The sequence below is a fragment of the Planococcus sp. NCCP-2050 genome, assembly GCF_023708025.1.
Lineage (GTDB): Bacteria > Bacillota > Bacilli > Bacillales_A > Planococcaceae > Planococcus.
This window is the reverse complement of record NZ_BRCX01000001.1, coordinates 882,635-903,386: the sequence shown is the minus strand read 5'-3', so window position 1 is coordinate 903,386 and position 20,752 is coordinate 882,635. Positions and strand designations below refer to the sequence as shown.

The window sequence follows — 20,752 nt, the reverse complement described above, 5'->3', positions numbered from 1 at the left end:
TTTATCCTACGTACCATTTCTTGTACACCGGTTCTAAGGTATATGCCAGCATATGTTCAACGATTTCCCTTTTTTCAGGCTGTTCGATTTCGACCCAATGAATCGTGATAGGTGCCTGGATCTCTTGGGAAAATCCGTGAGGGGCATGATTTGTCTTTTTCAGTTTTGCGAAATGGCGGCGTATGCGGTTGTAGATTGGTGCTCCTTTTCCGATATAAAGGATATTTTGATTGGAGTCACAGAAAATATAGATGCCTTTAGCCATTCCCATATTCAATTTAATCTTGTTCAACAACATCGTGGTCTCATCATTTAAAAGAAAAGGAACATTTTCGATGGACTTCCAATTTTCATTATCGAATGCATAGTTTTCTTTTCTCAGAAGCTCATGAATCTTTTCTTTCATCTAATAATCCCCCTTATTTGTCGGTCGTAAAATTCATTTCTATTTCATATTTTCGACTTATCTGATTATTAGTTTAACCAATAAACGATTAATAAGCGAGAGCAGAAGTAAAAGTCATATTATTCAAATATCTGGAAGCGCTTTCTAATCGGAAAATTAGGCTTTTCTAAGGAATAAAATATGCTACACTTGAAACAAGTGAATAATCATGCAGAAAAAAGGTGCTGATTCGTCAGTATAACAGGGAATCCGGTGCGAATCCGGAGCTGTTTCCGCAACTGTAAGTGCGTATGAAATAAGAAAATGCCACTGTCTTAGATGAGTGATCATCCGACGGGAAGGTTCTTAGAGTAAAACGATGCACAAGCCAGGAGACCTACCTTTTTTTGAACGTATTTTTACTCTTCGGAAGATAAGGGAATCATACGGCAACTTTTACAATTTGGGCTTTATAGACGAGCCGTTTAATTGGAATGGTGCCGCCCTTTTTATGAGGGCGGCTTTTTGCTGTTTATCTGAAGTGCGATGCGGAAGATTACCACTGAGTAAAGCAGGAGAAGAGGTGATATGAATGAAAAAAGAAATGCGCTATATTTGCTATCCATTCATGCGGGAGTCCGCATCCACAGTGGATTTTGAAATTCGCACCGATTCACTGACGACGCGCATTGGTGAAGCCATTTCGTTGACGAAAGACATTCCGGAAGTAGAGTGGGATCTTCGTTATTTACAGCCTATGGCCTATCATTTGAATGGTTCGGTGCGTGGCAAAATAGCGATTGACCAAGAAGACCTTGAAAAACTGAGCAGTTTATACGATTTTTACGTGGCAGAGGTGGAAGACAGTATCGGAAATTTTGTCTTGCCGCAAGGGAGTCAGGCTGCCTGTAGCTTGCATGTGTGCCGAAGCGAAGCGAAAAAATCAGTTAGGGCATTGCATAAAGTGAGTTTGGAGCGGGAAGTTCCCGAGATTTTATTTGATTATGCGCAATTGCTCGCTAACGTCTTATTTGTCATGGCAGTTTATACCAATCGCAAACACGGGGTGGAAGAGATTCCGTTCATCAGCAAATCCTATCCAACGAGACCGAAAAAGAAAGAAGAGGAAAAGAGCAAATGAAAAAATCTTATTTATTGAGTGGAACGCTTGCACTGGCTGTATTTCTCGGAGCCTGCCAAAGTGAGGAAAGTGCGGAAACAACTAAAACTGCAGACAATGCAAACACGGAAACGGAAGTGGCTGAGTCTTACGCAGTGACAGATGATTTAGGCAATGAAGTGAAGTTGGAAGAAATTCCGGAAACCGTCGTTTCGCTTATTCCGAGCAATACGGAAATCCTTTATGCATTAGAAGAAGGAGACAAATTGATCGGTGCCACAGATTTTGATAACTACCCGGAGGAAGCTTTGGAAGTTGAGCGGGTTTCTGATTCTGTGAAATTCAATGCAGAACGCATCATCCAATTGGATCCGGATATTGTCCTCGCTTATTCGACTGGCGGACCGACCGGGTTTGAGGTTTTAGAAGAAGCGGATATTCCGGTATTCGTCATCGAATCCGCCGCTTCGTTTGAAGATGTATATGGCGACATCGAACAAATCGCGCAAGTAATGGGAGTGGAAGAAAAAGGCGAAGAACTGATTGCTTCCATTCAAGGAGAAATTAAAGACGTCCAAGACAAGCTCGCTGAAGTTGAGCAAAAGAAAAAAGCTTACATCGAAATCAGCCCGTTGCCTGAAATCTATACAACTGGCGATAAGACCTTCCAACAGGAAATTATGAACCACGCTCAAGTGGAAAACGTATTTGCAGATTTGGAAGGCTGGCCACAACTTTCTGAAGAAGAAGTGGTGAACCGGAACCCTGAACTGATTTTTACAACAGTATCCTATGTTGAGAACGCTGTAGATGAAATCAAAGCCCGCGATAGCTGGTCGGAAATTGCGGCTGTCCAAAATGAGCAAGTCTTCTTGTTGGATTCAGATATCACCTCACGGCCGGGGCCAAGAATAGGAGAAGCCGTGAAACTGGTAGCCGAAACCGCTTATCCAGATTTATTGAAATAAGTTCATTAAAACCACTGTCCGAAAGAAAAGGGCGGTGGTTTTTTAAATTGATTAAATTTTCAGATAACTGGTATAATTTATAATAAGCCTTTGCTTAATTAGGAGAGAAAAGAGGGGGAAGCATGATTAAAGTGACTGTAGCTATTCCCGTATACAACGACGAACAATTTATTGAACGCTGCATTGCCAGCATCCTGAATCAGACATTAGACCAGCAATTTCTGGAAATTATTTGTATAGACGATGGTTCTACTGACCAAAGCGGCGCCATCCTGGATCGCTACGAGAAAGAATTCCCGAATATTCACGTAGAGCATCAGATGAACTCAGGCTCTCCGAGCGGTCCGCGGAATAAAGCGATTGAACTAGCGAATGGCCAGTATATTTACTTTGTGGATGCAGATGATTTTTTAGGGGAAGAAGCGCTGGAACGAATGGTGGCGGTAGGAGAAAAATACGATAGTGATATTGTTGTCGGAAAATACAAAGGGGTGAATCGAGGCGTCCCGGAAGCGATTTTTTCAAAAAATCCGGAGTTTTTCTCATTTTACGGATCCAACGCGTTAACGACTATCAGCTCATTGAAGATGTTCAAAGTTTCTTTGCTTCATGAACACCAGATCCGTTTTTTTGAAGAAACCAATATTGGCGAGGACCATACGTTTACGGTCCCTGCTTATATCTGTTCGAATGGCATAGCCATCGTAAAAGACTATGACTGTTATTATGCGACCCGCAATCCAGATGCCATTAAAGTCCAATTGACAAAGCAGGAAAGGCCATTTTCGAAAGTCTTCCGTTTTATTCAGGCAGCGCTTCAAGCGATCGTTTCGCTTAACGTGGAAGAAAGCAAAATCAATCGCGGGCTTCAGCAGTATTGGGACCGGCTAATGAATTTCGAAGTCATGTATGAAGTGAATAAAAAACTGGATTACTCCAGAAAAAAACAACATCTCGCCAGTTTAGCGCCTTTATTGAAAGATTATGGACCAGGCGAAAGCTTTCAATTCTTCACTCCTATCCAAAAAGTGAAATTCCGCTTATTGGAGCATGGAGAAGCAAATGAGTTGATGGATTATCTCGACAGCGAGAAAAAGCAGGAAGATCTGCAAGTTTACCGAGGAGAATTATACCCGGCCACTAATGCCGCTTTTAAAATAGCGATTGACGAGCGAATCAGTTTTACACATGCCAATAAATATACGGCTTGTGTCATCAATGCTTATATCAAAGGGCAGAACTTCATCATTGAAGGGCATCAATACCATAGCCGCTTTTTACCCGAGAATCCTTTTTTGACGGTGCTGATGAGCAGGCGCGATACGGAAGAAGTCTACCGGATTCCAGCAAAACTCGGACTAGCAGAGAAGAGCTCAGGATCGCCTTTGTTGACAGTGCCGGAAGGAAAAGAAAAACACGGCTATTTCCATGCCATACTCGATTTGTCATTTGTACGGGAAATTGAAGAACCGCATTATTTTGATTTTTCATTGGTCAGCGATTACGAGGGATACAAAGTTCAAACGCGTCTAATGGCGGATGCCCGCTATTTTGAAGATTCGTTCGGTTTGTTCGGAACAGCTAAAATTGGCTATTTTGATGTTAAGCCCTATCGCACAAAGCATGGGAATTTCTCGGCAATTTTTAAAGAACCCGATAAAATCTCAGACAAACTTTCGGTTGAGGAAGCGGTTTTTTATCAGAACGGCGATGAAGTGCGCATTTGTGTGCATGTCCACTCGAAATATGATGGGTTTTTAGACGAAGTAAATCAGGTCTTTTTAGCTGTTGGCGAATGGTCCATCTCCGGCACCGGGCTGACCACTCAATTTAAAAATGGCGATTATTTCTTCTGCATGGACATTTATTTAAGCAAGCACGAACGGCGCAAACTGGCAAATAGCTATGTAGCATTTGTTGTGAATGATGTGGCATTGAAAATGCCGGATATTAAATGGGCAAGATAACGAAAAGAACGGGTAATCCAATGAGTCGCCTCACTCGATTACCCGTTCCATTAAGCCCGTTTGAAAAATTTGCTGAAGGGGCTGGCGGGTTTTGGTTCTTTTAAAAGAGACAGCCAGTTTTCGAGGAATTGTTCGTCGCTGAAACGGTCTGCGGGCCGGACATCAGGAAACTCCGTCTCTACGGCTTTTGCCATCGCTTCGGATAAAGCATAGATATCGTCAGGTGGGACCAAGAGGCCGTTTTGTCCGGAAACAATCAAGTCGCTCGGCCCGTATTTGATGTCATAAGCGACCACTGGGCAGCCATTATTTAAGCTTTCGATCATCACTAATCCGAAGCCTTCAAAACGGCTCGTTAGAAAAGAAGCTTTTGATTGTGCAAATATTTTTTCCGGAGTGGCGGTTTTCCCCATCAATTTTACTTGTTCTTGAAGGCCGGCATCATTGATTTGCTGCTGCAACTGTTCTTTATAATCGCCGTCCCCGTATATTTCTAGTGGGTATGCACGCAACACATCCCGCTTTAGGCGATAAGCTTCAATCAAATGGTGGACCTGTTTTTGTTCATCCAAACGCCCGATAAACACCAGCTTATTTTCTCTTTTTGAAGAGAAGCCCAAGTTTTTCAGTTCAACGGAATGGGGGATAACTTTTACTTTTTGAGTATCCGGTACGACTTCAGCTAAATCCGCCTGTTGTTTGTTCGTTAAGACCACAATTTCGTCTAGATCATCCAAATGTTCAAGTGCGTAGCGGTAGGACGATTTCACGTCGGCCACATCATTGCTGTTCAAATGTGAGTTGTGGAAAAGCAGGATTTTTTTAACTTTTGGCACTTCCATTTCCAGTAAAGGGCGATCCAAAAAGCGGGCATCGCAAATGACGGTGGAATGCTTCTCAATCATTTGTTCAAAACAATGGCGAATCCATTCTTTTTCCGTTTTGAATTCAAATGCCTCTCCTTCTTGGAAAAGATAGATGCGTATCAGTTTTTGTTCTGCCGTTCCGTTATAAGTTTTATTCAAATAGGCTTTTCCGGATTCATCTAAGAAAATCTCTTCTAAGATATAGGTTGTCCCTTGTTTGTAGATGATTTCCTTATGGCAGAGTCCGGCAAGATTATACTCTTTCCGTATTTTTCGGATGCGGTGGTGGGGATCCATGATATCGATGAATTTCAAGCGATTGCCTGGACTTTCATAATTTTTGTATAAAACATATTTTCCATTATCGAAAAAGCGGTAAACCTTGTTTTTTTCCAGTTCATAGCGAGTTAATCCTTTTTCTTCAGGCGGGTGTTCAACTTCTGTCACTTCATAGGTTCTTTTTGATAGGAAGTCATAGATATTCATTAATTTCACTTGTTTTGGGATATAAGCCGTTTTTGTAATAAAGCCGGTAGACGCTTTTGTAATTCGGATTATAATTGGTTGAAATAATGGCGATCGGAAGCTGCCCTTGTTCGCTGAGCAAGCGAGTTCTTTTCAATAATGCTTTTGTACGCCCTGCAAATTCAGCAGGCAAGGTTGAAGTCACCACATAATGCATACAAACATCCTCCTTGGTCAAAGTAAATCGTCTGGTTCGTATACTTTCTTAATCTTCTCTTTCTCAATTTGATGGGATTAACTATAAGGTGGAGTGTTTCTGGGATGAATAGGGCAAATGAGGATTCAAATCATTTATTACCGTAGTAGCAATGATAATCTTTTTTTCCTTCCATGTCATTAAATTCTAATTATCTTACTTGTTCTTACGAGTTGTTCCAAGCAAAAGTTTGAAGAGACGCTTTTCAGGTATAGTAAGAACAAAGCGTTTCAAAGGATGGAGGATTAGGATGGAGACGATACTTGCAGTTTGCATCGGATTGGCTTTAAGTGCCACTACAGGTTTCCGGGTTTTTACACCTTTATTGATTACCGGCATATTCGTGCGGGCTGACTGGCTATCGCTTGCAGAGGGCTTTGGTTGGATTGGAAGTACACCGGCACTGATCGCATTTGGCGTAGCGACGGTTCTGGAAGTGTCGGTTAATTACATTCCGGCTGTCGGCTCTTTCATGAAAGTATTGGAGACGCCTCTAGCAGCACTTGCAGGAATTTTACTGACGGCATCATTTATCGGTGATATGAGTCCATTTTTGGAATGGAGCATCGCCATTATTGGAGGAGGCGGCATTGCCAGCGCTTCACATGCTGCAGTGGCATCCGTCAAAGGGGCAAGTGAAACCGTGCTGATGAGTCCGGTAGTAGCAGGAATTGAAGATGCAACGGCGACAACTGTACCAATTTTGATTTTTATCGTGCCCGTTTTAGCGATTGTCTTCTTGATTGTGCTTATCATCGTCTTCCTGAAACTTTACCGCAAGTTCTTTTCAAGGCCAAGAGCTGCTTAGCCGGGTTTAAAGCCTGGCTAAGAAGGAAATACTTCCTATTGTACATAGAAAAGCAACTAGAGAAACAGGAAGTGGACAATATGAAGAAATTTAAAGTGTTTTTAGGCATATCTGTGGCGTTGAATCTTGCCTTTATCGGCATTGCGGGATTCATCCTGGCAAAACAAGGAGGAATCGGTTTTATCAAAGAACAATGGGATTCACTGGCTTCGGATCAAGGATTTCCGGATTATTACCTGCAGAAAAAAGCGATTTTTGAATCACTGGATACGGAGGCGCCGGATAAGATTTTTCTAGGAGACAGCATCACCGACCATGGAGAATTTCAGGAGTACTATCCGGAAGAGAAAGTGTTGAACAGAGGAATCGCAGAAGATACGTCAAATGGCGTACTGAACCGGATCGCTGAAGTTGTGGATCGAAATCCGAAAGAAGTATACATAATGATCGGCATTAATGACATAGGGGCAGGGGCAAGTTCAGCTGCTTATGAAAAAAATATGCGCAAAATCATCGAATCATTTGACCTGTCAAAAACCCGCCTCGTCCTGCAATCGATTTTGCCGATCAATAACAAAGATTTCAATAATGAATTGTCCAATGAGACAGTCGATGAATTCAATCACATTCTTGAAAGTTTGGCTAACGAATATGGGATTAGCTATGTTGATTTGCAACCGGTATTTGAAGAAGCAAATGGACAGTTGGAAAAGGAAATCACAATTGACGGCATCCATTTAAAAGGCATAGGTTACGATAGATGGATAAAAAGTTTAGAAAATTAAATGCAAAGCCTCCTATTATAACCAATAGGGGGCTTTTTTCATCTGTTTTTTCTAGCTGCAGTTATTGTAAGATTAACTTTGCTATTGTTTGATATTTACAATTCATCAAAGTTAATTAACTTATTTTAGAAAAAATAGGGTATGAAAAAAGGTATAAGCCGTGTTAATGGAAGGGGCGTATGAGAATGGTTCAGACATTTCTCTGGGTAGTGGTGGGATTACTGGAGGTGCAATTGATTTTATTGGCTGTTTTAATTTTTGGCAAACAGAAGGCACTTAAACGGCAACGGAAAATAGCATGGGTTAAAAGCCAAGTCATGCCGATTTATAGTAAGTTTATCGAAGCTCCCGAACAAAAATGGTTGGAACCTCAACTCCCTTCAAATAAATCCATCAGGCAATCTGCTATAGAAGAAATGCTCGTCGATTTTCAAGAGACTTACAAAGATCAAGAAGAGCGGAAACGAATTACAGAATTGGCAGAACGCCACTTGGCTCCGCGCTATAAATCCATCCTGAAAAATGGCGGTTGGGCTGAACGGATTAATTCCCTTTATTTCATCGAAGATTTTCGGATGGCATCTTTAAAAGAAGATGTATTTGTACATTTCAAGAGTTTAGAGAAACAGGACGATGAATATTGGCAATGTCTTCGGGCGGCGGCCATCTTGCAGGAACCAAAAGTAGTGGATGTATTGTTCGAACAATCGAATTTATCTATCGGCTTTTCCAAAGAACTATTGATGAGAATGGACGAAGAACTTCACCAAAGAATCATGGCCCGGATGTTTATGAAAGATGATGCGCCTGAGAACCTTTTGTACGCATTTATTCTGCTTAACGGCGAACGGAAAAGTGAGCGCTTTTTCCCGTTTGTTGAAAAAATGATGACGGACGAACGAAAAGAAGTGCGAATCAAAGCGATGAAGAGTTTGACGCATTACGGCAAAATTTCAGAACCCCAAAAGTTATCAGCATTCTTCATCTCCATCTTTTGGGAAGAGCGCATGTATGCGGCGAAATTGGCTGGAGCTTGTAAATTGAATGATTTTAAAGACCAGCTTATCCAGTTATTCACGGATCCGGTTTGGTGGGTGCGTTTTGCAGCGGCAGATAATCTCCAGGAGTTTGAAGATGGCAATGCTTTGCTGCATGAAATTGCTTCAACCAGCGAAGACGCCTACGCCCGCGATGTTGCAAGACACATGCTGACAAAGAAAGGGGGAGGAAACCGATGAACGTGGTTGAACTAATATCCTTCGGCATCATTGTTTACATGCTTGCAGCCGGCAGTATTTATCTTGTGCTTTTCTTGGTAGCAGGACCGAAAATTAACCGAGAGAAAAAATTGAACCGTACGGAACAAATTGAAGAGATCATGATCAATAAAGATACCTACCCGATTTCTATTTTAGTTCCTGCCTATAATGAGGAGGCGGGAGTGGCAAGCACCGTTCGGTCTTTGCTGGCGTTAAACTATCCTCAATATGAAATCATCGTGGTCAATGATGGTTCGACAGACAAAACGAGTGAAAAGTTGATGGATGTCTTTAAAATGAAGCGAATCGAATTGGCCGCAAGAAGCTATTTTAAGACTGGCAAACTGACGGCTGCTTATCAATCAGAGTTGCATCCACATCTCTATTTGATTGAAAAAGAGAATGGGGGAAAAGCGGATGCATTGAATGCGGGGGTGAATTTCTCTCAATACCCTTATTTTGCAGCGATTGACGGCGACTCTATATTGGAAAAAGACGCTTTGTTGAAGACCATGAAGCCAATTATTGATTCGAGCGGCAGAGTAACTGCAACGGGTGGGACTGTCCGAATTGCCAATGGCTGTAAAATCGTAAAAGGGGAAGTCACAGAAATCAAACTGCCGAAACGGCCGCTTGAAGTGATGCAGATCGTTGAATATTTCCGTGCCTTTTTGATTGGACGCCTAGGTTTTAGCCGAGCGAATATTTTATTGATCATTTCTGGTGCATTCGGTGTTTTCGAGAAAAGCCGGGTTATTAAAGTCGGTGGCTATAATACGAAAACGGTCGGCGAAGACATGGAATTGATCGTCCGGATCCATCGGTCGATCAAAGAAGAGAAATCCAATCAGCGCATCGAATATATCCAAGATCCGGTTTGCTGGACAGAAGCACCGAGTACAATCGCTTCCTTGCGGGCACAGCGCATCCGCTGGCAGCGCGGATTAGCGGAAACGATTTGGATCCACCGGAAGATGCTGTTCAATCCGAAATATAAAGGCATCGGTATGTTTTCCATGCCTTATTATTTATTCATCGAGCTATTAAGTGCTGTTTTTGAAGTCATCGGCTATGGCATTATTATCAGCGGATTGCTGTTTTCGTTTGTTGATACTGAAATTGCTTTAGTGATGCTTCTCGTCATGATTTTATACGGATCCCTTTTGTCAGCCCTTGCCGTGCTGTTAGAGGAATGGACCTATCATAAATATCCGGACGTCAAAAGCATTTTCATTTTATACATCTATGCACTGACAGAAATATTCTGGTATCGGATTTTGGCTAATTTCTGGCGCGTGCAAGGCCTGATTTATTCGCTCCGCAAAAAGCACGCGTGGGGAGACATGGAACGAAAAGGCGTTTTCTCAGACGATACGCCTACCTAAAAAGGAGTTGTCCCAATTATAGTTGGGACAACTCCTTTTTCATTCAATCTTTCCAAAGAATTCCTGGAGGATGTAATAGGATTGTTTCAAGCGTTCGTTTGTTTCCGGAAGCTCCCAAGTTTCCCACGTGTACGACGCCGGTTCTTCGCCAGCAAATGAATCAACGATTTTCTCATCCTGATCGGTCAAAGTTGCTGCAACCGCGATCCGTTCTGCCGTAATGGAAGATTCAAGGCCGTCTTTCCAGAAATCGCCTGCAAACTCCTTTCGACTCGGATCTTTGGCATTGAGCAGCATCCATGGAATTCGGATTTCCAGTACACCGGTTTCTTCCGAATAGTAATAATCGTTCAGTGAGTCGTAGTCTTCACTATTCGGATCGGCAATTCCGAATTGCAGCACACCGGTTTCATAAGAAGAGAACGGGAAGACTTCCCCGGTATCGGGGCGTGTAATTTCTTTGCTCAAAGCGAGACGGATCGGATGGAAGACAGTCGAGATGTCTTCTTTCGATTCCGGAATCATTTCAAGCCTCTCTGCATAATCGTAGTAGAACGAATCGTAATCTCCTGCCACGAGCAGACGTGCGGATTCTTTGCCGTTAATCTGCAAATGGAAATCGGCATTGAATGGTGCAGCAGCACCGGTGTCTACCGGAATTCCTTTACCGTCGCGAATATTGAAATACAGATGGAATTGTTGAAGGTCCCACCAGGCTTTATCAGCTTCGTCAAAAGTGGTTTTGATGTATAGATAGCGTTCATCATGATCCATTTCGATTGACTGCATGGCACCTTCATTTTTTTCATAAAGCGTTTCACCCGTTTCCCAGTCATCCACGCCGTTAACTTTCACTTTGTGGCGGTCAAAACTCAAGATGCCGAATTGCTGTTCGTTTGTTTGCGCATTCGACCAGAAGGGACGCTGATCTGGATTGTCATAATCCATGGTATTCCACGTCCGCTTAAACCATTCGTCTTGCCACGTAAATACAAGGCCGCCAAGCATGCCTTCATTTAGAATATCTTCATAAAGGCGTTGGGCAATATCGCCTTGCTGCTTCTCGGAAATGAAACCTTGGTTCCATCCGGATGGATTTTCGTGTGTTTTACCGCGGGAAGCGGGCACGCCGAATTCTGCTACTAATATTGGCATTTCATGCGAGTCGTTTAAGTCTTTCAAATAGCCGGCGTAGTTGTTTTTCTCGCCGCGATGATCAATAAACTCCGTATATTTTTCCTCTAAATTCAAGAAGTCAGGGTAGTAAGGATAGATGTGATAGGAAGCAAACATTCCGACATTTTCAGTTTGCCCTGTCATTTTAATATGGTTGGGATCGATTTCTGCAATATCTTCATTTTCACTTGGCTCTGAAGGCTGCTCTAAATTATCCGTAGTCACCCAATTTGTAAAACTTAAGGGGCGCATGCTCTGATAATTGTCCATTTCGTATGAAGCGAGCATGTCCAGCTGCTGTGCAATCCAATTTTCCATCGGGCTGGCGCCTTCTGTATAAACATGCTTTCCTTCAAACTCACCGAGATCTGGATACTTGTCCACCATTTGATCCACCATGACCGGATCCCACTCAATGCCGGCAATCCATCCGATGACGTAAGGAGAAATATCCGCATCGTATGTTCCAGCAGCATGGCCGGGACGCGGTTCCACTTCTGCGCTGCCGTGGACGACATCAATCAATGTCCGGATTTCTGTCTGGAACCTTTCCGTGATTTCCGGATCGAAAGCATCGAGTTTTTCGGCAAGCGGCTCCTCGTCAATCCAGATGCCGTGGTAAACATATAAAGGCTGGTCTGCTTGCTCGTTATAGGCTTTCAAAGCTTGATAAAAAGCGGGTGGATGCAATGTGTATACCCGGATAGCATTGGCATTCATTTCACCGATCTGTTTAAACCAGCGATCGTATTCTTCCCGGGTAATTGCAGCTTCCCCCGGGAAAGTTCCTGGTTTTGCCATCCCCATATTGACCCCTTTGACAGTGAAGTTCTCCCACTCGCCATTTTCATAGACCTGGAAATCCTGGCCATTGACCCGTGCTGGGTAAGCGATCCCTTCATCATTTGCCAATTCCGGAGCAGCGGCAACCGTTTCAGGAGAAGCAGTGTTTTCGAGAATTTTCTCCATCATCGGAGCGTAGGTTTTCCAAAAGAAGCTTGTATCTCCTGAAATGCTTTCAAACGATAGCCAAGACCGCACTTTCGCAAATCCGGCAAATTGATAAAAGCTTGGAACTTCTGCAATGTCCACAAAATCCCCCGCAAAATAAAACGTCTCAGCCGTATTTTTTTGCTGATGGACGATGGCTGGGAAAGACGAGGGAATTCCATTTTCAGCTAATAATGCTTTTCCTTTTTCTGAAAGGTCCCATTTATAATTGGCTAAGATGCTGCTTTCAGCTGCTTCATTAATATCAAACCAATAAGTGAATTCAGGAGAATCCTGCATTGAAAACAGCTCTTGCCCGGCTTCTGTGAAATCCAGTTGAATCCCATCATCGCCAATCAGCCCTTCCTGTTCTGAAAGTAACAGGATTTCGCCGGATTGGTCATTTGTCAGAACAAAACCTGCGCCGGCAAAGTTCCAGCGATCTCCTGCTTCTTCATAACGGGAAATAACCCATTTCGGGACTTCCTCTTGCTGTTCATCCAGTTCATTGAATTTTCGGCCGCTCCAGCCAGTTGGCTGAATCCCTAAATAATCTGCAGCCGTATCCCGTACGTCTATGGAAGTGGGGGAGGCGAGCGTGTTAAATTCCACCACAAGGTCGCTGTCTCCAGCATCAACCTGATTTTGGATGCTTTGCCATTCGGCCATTTCAAGTCCTCCGTAGACCAATGAAGGAGCATCTTCTGCTTCCTGGCCTTGTTCATTCCAAGCAAGATCTTCTTGGTAGACTCCGTAAGTATCGGCTAAATAGATAAAATCCGTGTCGCCGAAATCCTCCGGAATTTCGTTTAACTCATAGGATTCATTTTGTTCATCCGGCTTAAAGCCAAAATAGTCTACACTGGCTTGGTAAGCTGAATCGTCATTTTTCAAATAGCCCATATGATTTAAGAGCCATGTCAAACCGTGGTGTTCACGGTAGGTTTCGTTAGGCACCGTTTTATCGATAATGGCGACTTGTAAATTTTCTTTTTCTTGTAAAAACCAGAAAGCGAAAGGCAAAGCGAATATAATGATGAGCCCGAAGATGGAAAATAGAATTTTTCGCACCGGCATTCCTCTTTTCTTCTGCAAAATTGAATCCAGCTTCAATTATAGCGTAAATTAAATTGGAATTATTGTATTTTACTTAGGCTGAAAGAGGTGATTTTTAAACGAAAGAAGGAAAAGATGTCAACAAAAAAGCAGCCAAAGGAGATGGCTGCTTTACAAAAAAACTTATCTGGGAATCGTCAATACTTGCCCAATTTTTATGATGTAAGGGCTTGGGATTTTATTGGCTGCGGCAATTTTAGCTACAGTCGAATTGTACTTTTTCGCAATACTGTAAAGCGTATCACCTGCTTTGACTGTATATTTCACCGAAGCAACAGGAGGTGCAGCCTTGCCTGGAATGATCAATACTTGGCCGACACGGATGATATACGGGCTTGCAATCTTATTGGCGGAAGCCAAAGCATTTACCGTGACATTGTATCGTTTCGCGATGCTGTAAAGCGTATCTCCCGCTTTGACCGTGTACTTATTGCCGGCAGCAGGTGGAGGGGCGGAAGGCAATTTTAGCAGTTGGGATACAGTCACAAAAGAGTAGCCTTTTGCTTTCAATTTGGTGATGATGCCTTGAAGCGCACCCGGAGTTCCGGATGCCCCGGCGCCAGTGTGCATTAAAACAATAGAGCCCGGAACGATATTATTGACGACTTTATTGGTGATGGCTGTGGATGATACGCCTTTCCAATCCAAGGTATCAATATTCCACTGAATCGTATGCGTGTATCCGGCATTTCCAACTGCCGCTAAGACGGCTGCGTTCGAAGCTCCAAAAGGTGCACGGAATAAAGGCTTCGTGGATTTGCCCGTGATCTTTTTGACAGCAGCTTCTGTTTTGTCCAGTTCAGCTTTTATTTGAGACGCAGTCAATTTTGTGAAGTCGGGATGAGAGTAGGAATGGTTGGCAAGTTGATGGCCGCTGGATGCAATATTTTTGATAGCTTGCGGATGATTATTTGCACCGGAACCCGTAAGAAAGAACGTCGCTTTGATTTTATTCGCCGACAAAGTATTGAGGATTTTTTGGATATTGGTGCCATCAGATCCATCATCAAACGTCAACGCGACAACTTTGCTTGAGGTAGTGGCTTTTGAAATGAATTTAGAGCTGGCTGCTTCAGCAAACGGCGAGAATGAGAGGGCGGTATAAAGAATTAATAGGAAGGCTGCGGCAATTTTGAGAAGCTTGCTTTTCACATTGTCCACCCCTTTTTTTCATAACGCATTTTAGTTGAATGCGTATGTATAAGTTTGGAATGAATAATTTTATTAATGAGTTAGAATATATTATTTTGTGCTATTTTATGATTACATTATATCATTTTATCACTATTAAATATCACTTATTTATCTGTATTATAAAAAATGTATATAAAAAGTACTAATTATCTTATCGTACTTTAATTGAACAGAATAAACCATGATTGATAGAAAAGGTTGTCATCATGGAAAAAGGAGAAAGAGAAAGCCCGCTAAACTTTTTAGTTCAGCAGGCTTTTCGATGCTTTTGTGCGTGAGGTGCGAAGTTTTCATGTTGAGGTGCGAAAACTTGGATGCAAGGTGCGAAAAAACCGGTCTGAGGTGCGAAACTTTCATAATAAGGTGCGTTCGCCTTCATTCGTCCACGATTTAAAGGAAAAAAGCAGCCCCTTTCAATTTGAAAGGGGCTGCTTCCAGTTAATCGACTTGCTTTTTACGGAATTTCGCTGTCACTTCATACACAATCGGTACAATAACCAAAGTCAATAAAGTGGAGCTGACGAGACCGCCGATTACGGTAATGCCAAGTCCTTTGGAAATCAATCCACCGCCGTCGCCTTCAGCACCGATAGCCAGTGGGATCAATGCGCCAATGGTTGCCAGAGCCGTCATCAAGATCGGACGGAGACGCGTTACGCCGCCTTCAAGAAGCGCTTCGCGTGTCGTAAGTCCGGCTTTTTCCATGTGGATAACCCGGTCAATCAAGACAATTGCGTTCGTCACTACGATACCGATCAGCATCAGGACACCGATCAATGCGTTGACACTCAACGACTCTCCTGTAATCCATAGCGCGACCAATACACCAATAACAGTGAAAGGCAGCGAGAAAAGGATTGAGAATGGAGCAAGTGCTCCGCCGAATGTTACGACAAGAACGAAGTAGACAATGGCAATCGCAGCAAGCATCGCTAAGCCAAGCTGGCTGAATGATTCATTGATTTGTTCGGTAACGCCGCCATGGTCGATTGAAACGCCTGAAGGCAAATCAAGGTCCGCCACTTTTTCATCGATTTCAGTAGTGATGGCAGCTGCGTTGTTTCCAAGCACATCTGCAGTCAATGAAGCGTACATTTGGCCATCTCTGCGGTTAATGGTATCCGGCGATTTGCCTTCTTCGACTTCCATCACATCGCCAACGGCAACAGTGGTGCCAAGTGCTGTCGGAATTTGGACGTTTGTCACGTCGTCAATTCCTGCATACGTTGTTTCTTCTGTTTCGATATAAACATTAATATCTTTGTCTTCATTTTTCACAGTAGTTAAGATTGGAGCTTCACCGACATTGCTTAAAGCCATGCCAATTTGAGCTGCCGTCAAACCACTTTCACTCAATGCCTGCTGGTTTGCGACTAAAGTGAACTGATCGTAAGCTTCAGTCAAACTCGACTCCGTGTTCTCCAATTCATCATGTTCTTCCATGATGGGTTGGATTTGGTCAATAGCGGATTGGATGTCTTCGATATTATCGCCGTAGACGAACAGTTCAAGTCCTGTTGCACCCATCGCGGCAAAGTCGAGGCTGCTCCATTCGCCCGCTTCTGTATTTTCGTTCAACTCTTCGATCAAGTTCGTGCTTTCTTCACTGAATTCTTCAAAATCAGAATCGTATTCAATATAGAACAACGCGGAATTATCTCCGCCGCCGCCCATCGCTGTCAATGGATTTCCACCGCCAAGCGAGTATTGATAAGAAGTGACGCCATCGCGTTCCCCGATTGCGCTTTCTGCATTAAGGGCAATTTCTTCAACGTCTTCACGCGTCTGTCCAGGTTCCGGGCTGTAAGTAGCCATTACCAGTTTCTGTTCCTGTTCAGGCAAGAAACTTACACCAATTACCGGTACTAAGAAAAGGCTCGCTACGAGAAGTACAGCAGCTCCGCCGAATGTGATGATCTTATGGTTCAAAGACCATTCCAAAATGCGCTTGTAGCCAGCTGCCATTTTTCCAGGTTTGTGTTCTTTGGTCACTGATTTATTGGCATCCAAGTTTTTCAATTGTTTGCCGTACATCAAATGGGCCATCATCGGAACGATTGTTATTGCAACGAGCAGAGATGCGGCAAGTGCAAAAACAACTGCTAATGCGAATGGCAAGAACAATTCGCCGATTTGTCCGCTGACAAGAGCTAACGGCAAGAATACGGCAATGGTTACAACAGTAGAAGAGAAGATCGGAAGGAACATTTCACGTGTTGCTTCACGAATCAATTCTTTGCCGCGCAATTTTTCACCAGGCAATGCCATGCGGCGGTAAATATTTTCTATAACTACGATCGAGTCGTCAATGACACGTCCGATTGCGACGGTCAAAGCACCGAGCGTCATAATGTTTAACGTGATATCAAGTTGATTCAATAGGAAAATCGCCATCAATAAAGATAGAGGAATCGAAATGATCGATATTAATGTTGTTTTAAAGCTGCGCAGGAAGAGCAAGATGATAACAACGGCAAACAAGATGCCGTATAGGGCTTTGCTCAACATCGTTTCAACCGATTGTTCGATCGGCTCCCCTTGGTCAAATGTGGTTGCGACAGTTAAATCAAAGTCTTTTTCCAAGTCAGTGATGACGTCTTTTACGCCATTTACAACTTCCACTGTATTGGCTTCCGGAGATTTCACAATCGAAAGGCCGATCGATTCTTCGCCGTTTGTGCGTGAAATGGATTCCGCTTCACTGACAACTTCAATTTCCGCTAAATCACTTAATGCGACAGTTGGGATTCCGGCTGCAGCAGGCACTTCAGCAGAAGGTGCAGCTGGGGCTGCCGGTGCAGAAGGTGCTTCAGGCGCAGCTCCCGGAGCGCCGGCTGCTGCATCACCCGAAGGTGCTTGCGCAGATTGAGGGACTGCTGGGATTTGAAGGTTCTTCAAATCATCCACAGTCGTCACATTGCCATCAATGACCAAGTTTTTCAATTCGCCATCGAAATTCGTCAATCCTAACGGGAAGGTAAGATTCGAGCCTTGGATCAGTTGTTGGATCGTTTCTTCCGTCAATCCATATTGCGCTAAAGCAGCTTCATCAAAAGTCATCGTCACTTTCTGGACACGCTGCCCAGAAACTTGGGCCTCAGACAACCCTTCAATGCCTTCGACCGCTGGAAGGACATGTTCTTCTACATCTGCAGTCAATTCTTCTAACGAACTGCCAGGCTTACTGACACTCAACGCAAGAACCGGGAAAGCATCCAGGCTAACGCGTGATACTTGTGGTTCATTTGCAGCTTCGGGAATGGAAATCTGTGACAAAGCATCTTCCAATTCGCGTGTCGCTTCGTCCATATCCACCTCAAAAGCATATTGGACCTGGATCGTGGAAGCATTGGCCAGCGAAGTGGATGTCATCAGTTCGACGCCGCTCATGTTTTGAATCCGCTGTTCCATAGGAATTGTAATCTCTTCCATTATTTCATCCGGTGCAGCACCTGGATACGTCGTGACAACGGTCACAGCAGGAAGGGTAATGCTTGGGATGGATTCTTGTTTCATGGTCAAGCCAGCATAAAGGCCGGCAACAACAACCATGATCGTCAAGATCCAAATAGCGAACTTGTTGTTCAATGAAAAATCAATAATTTTCTTCAATCCATACACTCCTTCAAATGAACTTCTCTAAAGTTGAAAGTTCGGTTGCTAATGATTCTTCTTGTTTTAAGTAATCCAGTAGGGCATCAATCAAAAATGACTTGGAATCTTTTTTGCCCATTTCTTCTTTCAGCATCAGAAAAGCAGATAGGTGCTCTTCTCGTTTGGAAGAAGTTTGTTTGATCTGTTCTTCTAATTGGTTGAAAGCTTCTTCTAGTGGAGAAATAGAAGAGGTGAAGTCGGTAAGAACGGGATTGATTTTCTCAGAGTGGTTGACGATGGCATCGAGGCTTGAAACGATGAATTCAGCCAGCAGCTCTTTGTCGATAGGCCGGTTCTCAAAAATCAAATAGAAATAGTATTCCTTTTTAATCCCTTCAAAGATGGTCACCAAATCGTAGATGAACGGTTCGGCTCTATTCCCGTAGACTTCAAGCAAACTGTATTTATGTAAGACTAGCTGCGCCATCCGAAGTTCTTGCAGCAAATTTTGCATTAGTTCATTATCATTTGCCGGAAAATCCTTGAAGACCATTAAAAAGAATTCTTTGTTCATAACTGTCCGTTCGATTTCCAATAGTAGTTTTTTCTTGAAAAATTCACGGTTGGTCAAGCCAGGCTCAAAGTCGGTGCTATTCAAATCTCTTGTCAAATCCTCGTGATATTGCTTGAGGATTTCTACGAATATGCCTTCTTTCGAATCGAAGTGCTTATAGAAAGCCCCTTTTGAAATTCCCGCTGCCTTCGCTATTTCCTGGACAGATGTTTGATGAAATCCTTTGATGGAAAAGAAATGTACAGCATGATTCATCAATTCCTGCCGTTTATCCATGACACCCCTCCTTAAAACCAGTTGGTCATTTTAAGTAACCCTTCGGTCATACTTTAGGATAAAGCTTGGAAAAAACAGAGTCAATTTATAGCAACTCTTATCCTGTGTCTATTTTGTGACTGCCAAACGAGCTGAATGCCACTAGCGTTTACATCAAGAAAATAGGGTAAATAGAAAGGAAATAGCAAATAATTAGCGGCATTCCATATTCGATAAATGCGTTTTAAAGAAGGGAAGGTTATAAATGGCTTCGTATTTATTATCTGGACCAAGCGTGGAATATAGAGTTGAACAGCCGTACGCAGCAATCCCAGTCCAAGCGGCAATGGACGAGTGGGGTAAAACCACCGCTCTAGTGCCCGAACTCTTTCAGTGGCTGGAAAACAAGGGCTTAACGCCTGCAGGTGCGCCGTTCTATCGCTATTGGTGCCTGGAAGATGACAAAAAAGAATTCGATCTGGAAGTCGGAGTCCCATTAGAAAGGATGGTGATTGGGGATGAACGGGTAATTGCCAGTTCGATTCCTGAAGGATCTTACGTTTGTGCTACCCATAAAGGGCATCCAGATAGACTCCTAGATTCCGTTCTGGAAGTGGAAAAATGGGCGGAAAAGGAAGGCCTGTCTTTCGATAAACGCTTTGAAGGGGATACTGAAATTTGGGACGGACGCTTCGAACAGTATTTAACGGATCCTGAAACTGAGCCGGATTTAACCAAGTGGGAAATCGAAGTATCTTTTTTGATTTTGCGCGATGAAATCGCATAAAAACACTGCATTGGAAGATAGGGTGGATGCTCCCCATTTCCAATGCAGTGTTTTTTAAAGAGATTCAAGTTTGATTTGCCAATTGATTGAAAAGAAAATTGTTCGGAATTTCTTGGAATCGGCTAAGGACAAAAGTTTTGCTTGGCAGTATAGGGCTCTAGAGTTGTTGAGAAGAGCGATATGAAGGCTTTAACGCTATAAAACCGATTTTGCTGCTGGAAAATGCAACAGCTATTCTGATAACACCCGGGAATACAAAAGGATATCCAGAAGGATTCGAACTTGAAGGAATATGAAGAATTAGACATTCAATATGCACCAATGATTACCGCGCTCATTCGAAAACTGCATATATACCGAGAATATGAAACTTTTCGCCAAGTAGGAAAAATTGCGCTTTGGCAAGCGAGCATCCGATATGACGAATCGAAAGGAAGTTTCACCGCATTTGCTTATCGGACCATTCATGGCGCCATGCTTGATCATTTGAAAAAAGAGGCGAAATACATTGAACGAAATCTTGTGCAGCAAAATCATGAATTTGACGACCTTGCTGTATGTATGGAACAAGATGAATTGCCGGAATGGATAGATGCCCTCTATTTAAAAAATGAAGAAAAAAGCTTGTTGGAAGAACTTTTCGTAAAAGGAAACAGTTTAACGAGACTTGCGGCCAGTGAAGGGCTCTCACTAGCCGGCATGAAAAAAAGAAGGGAGCGCGTTTTAAAAAAGCTAAAAGAAAACATCAGCCAAGATCAAATCACTTTGGATAGATAAAAAATGGTAAGGTGTTCATAAAAAA

General features: G+C 43.1%; 16 protein-coding genes and 1 riboswitch. Of the genes, 9 read left to right on the top strand and 7 right to left on the bottom strand.

Translation table 11 applies throughout. From position 1 onward, the window contains the following. Position 1: 1 nt before the first annotated feature. Positions 2–406, bottom strand: coding sequence for a GIY-YIG nuclease family protein (locus tag NFU07_RS04505; protein WP_235196884.1), 405 nt, complete (start codon positions 404–406; stop codon positions 2–4). A gap of 201 nt (positions 407–607) precedes the next feature. Further along, positions 608–804, top strand: a riboswitch (cobalamin riboswitch). 173 nt (positions 805–977) lie between these two features. Here NFU07_RS04505 and NFU07_RS04500 point away from each other — a divergent pair. The 3 genes from NFU07_RS04500 (at position 978) to NFU07_RS04490 (ending at position 4,440) form a co-directional block, all read left to right on the top strand. Beyond that, positions 978–1,526, top strand: coding sequence for a hypothetical protein (locus NFU07_RS04500; RefSeq protein ID WP_251475286.1), 549 nt, complete (start codon positions 978–980; stop codon positions 1,524–1,526). After that, positions 1,523–2,473, top strand: coding sequence for an ABC transporter substrate-binding protein (locus NFU07_RS04495; protein ID WP_251475284.1), 951 nt, complete (start codon positions 1,523–1,525; stop codon positions 2,471–2,473). The genes NFU07_RS04500 and NFU07_RS04495 overlap by 4 nt, the downstream gene beginning before the upstream one ends. A gap of 122 nt (positions 2,474–2,595) precedes the next feature. Continuing rightward, positions 2,596–4,440: a glycosyltransferase family 2 protein gene (locus NFU07_RS04490; protein WP_251475282.1), complete on the top strand. Its 1,845-nt coding sequence runs from the start codon at positions 2,596–2,598 to the stop codon at positions 4,438–4,440. Positions 4,441–4,490: 50 nt separating this feature from the next. Here the strand turns inward: NFU07_RS04490 and NFU07_RS04485 are convergent, their stop codons facing one another. Beyond that, positions 4,491–5,792 (bottom strand): glycosyltransferase, encoded by a 1,302-nt coding sequence (locus NFU07_RS04485; RefSeq protein ID WP_251475280.1) that lies wholly within the window; start codon positions 5,790–5,792, stop codon positions 4,491–4,493. Further along, the gene (locus tag NFU07_RS04480; protein ID WP_251475278.1) at positions 5,779–5,988 is read right to left on the bottom strand and encodes a hypothetical protein; all 210 of its coding nucleotides are present in this window, start codon (positions 5,986–5,988) and stop codon (positions 5,779–5,781) included. Before NFU07_RS04480 ends, NFU07_RS04485 begins: the two co-directional genes overlap by 14 nt. Before the next feature lie 289 nt (positions 5,989–6,277). Between NFU07_RS04480 and NFU07_RS04475 the strand changes: the two genes are divergently transcribed. From NFU07_RS04475 to NFU07_RS04460, 4 genes are all read left to right on the top strand, one after another. Further along, positions 6,278–6,835: a DUF4126 domain-containing protein gene (locus tag NFU07_RS04475; protein ID WP_251475276.1), complete on the top strand. Its 558-nt coding sequence runs from the start codon at positions 6,278–6,280 to the stop codon at positions 6,833–6,835. 80 nt (positions 6,836–6,915) lie between these two features. Further along, entirely contained in the window at positions 6,916–7,620 is a 705-nt protein-coding gene (locus tag NFU07_RS04470; protein ID WP_251475275.1) for a GDSL-type esterase/lipase family protein, read from the top strand. 185 nt (positions 7,621–7,805) lie between these two features. Next, on the top strand, positions 7,806–8,858 hold the full coding sequence (locus NFU07_RS04465; RefSeq protein WP_251475273.1) for a HEAT repeat domain-containing protein: 1,053 nt from the start codon (positions 7,806–7,808) through the stop codon (positions 8,856–8,858). Then, a complete protein-coding gene (locus NFU07_RS04460) occupies positions 8,855–10,264 on the top strand; it encodes a glycosyltransferase family 2 protein (protein ID WP_251475271.1) in 1,410 nt (469 codons plus the stop codon). Before NFU07_RS04465 ends, NFU07_RS04460 begins: the two co-directional genes overlap by 4 nt. Before the next feature lie 39 nt (positions 10,265–10,303). Here NFU07_RS04460 and NFU07_RS04455 read toward each other — a convergent pair whose 3' ends face one another. From NFU07_RS04455 to NFU07_RS04440, 4 genes are all read right to left on the bottom strand, one after another. Further along, complete coding sequence (locus tag NFU07_RS04455) at positions 10,304–13,507, bottom strand: hypothetical protein (RefSeq protein WP_251475269.1); 3,204 nt, start codon at positions 13,505–13,507, stop codon at positions 10,304–10,306. 162 nt (positions 13,508–13,669) lie between these two features. Further along, positions 13,670–14,698 carry a LysM peptidoglycan-binding domain-containing protein gene (locus tag NFU07_RS04450; RefSeq protein WP_251475268.1) on the bottom strand — a complete coding sequence of 343 codons (1,029 nt, stop codon included), beginning with the start codon at positions 14,696–14,698 and terminating at the stop codon, positions 13,670–13,672. Positions 14,699–15,178: 480 nt separating this feature from the next. After that, positions 15,179–18,352 carry an efflux RND transporter permease subunit gene (locus tag NFU07_RS04445; protein WP_251475266.1) on the bottom strand — a complete coding sequence of 1,058 codons (3,174 nt, stop codon included), beginning with the start codon at positions 18,350–18,352 and terminating at the stop codon, positions 15,179–15,181. Positions 18,353–18,365: 13 nt separating this feature from the next. Next, positions 18,366–19,184, bottom strand: a complete 819-nt coding sequence (locus NFU07_RS04440) for a TetR/AcrR family transcriptional regulator (protein WP_251475255.1) — start codon at positions 19,182–19,184, stop codon at positions 18,366–18,368. Between the two features lie 244 nt (positions 19,185–19,428). On the opposite strand from NFU07_RS04440, the gene NFU07_RS04435 reads away from it, so the two are divergent. Both NFU07_RS04435 and NFU07_RS04430 read left to right on the top strand, forming a co-directional pair. After that, positions 19,429–19,950, top strand: coding sequence for a GyrI-like domain-containing protein (locus tag NFU07_RS04435; protein WP_251475253.1), 522 nt, complete (start codon positions 19,429–19,431; stop codon positions 19,948–19,950). Between the two features lie 282 nt (positions 19,951–20,232). Continuing rightward, positions 20,233–20,727, top strand: coding sequence for a sigma factor (locus tag NFU07_RS04430; RefSeq protein WP_251475251.1), 495 nt, complete (start codon positions 20,233–20,235; stop codon positions 20,725–20,727). Positions 20,728–20,752 lie beyond the last annotated feature (25 nt).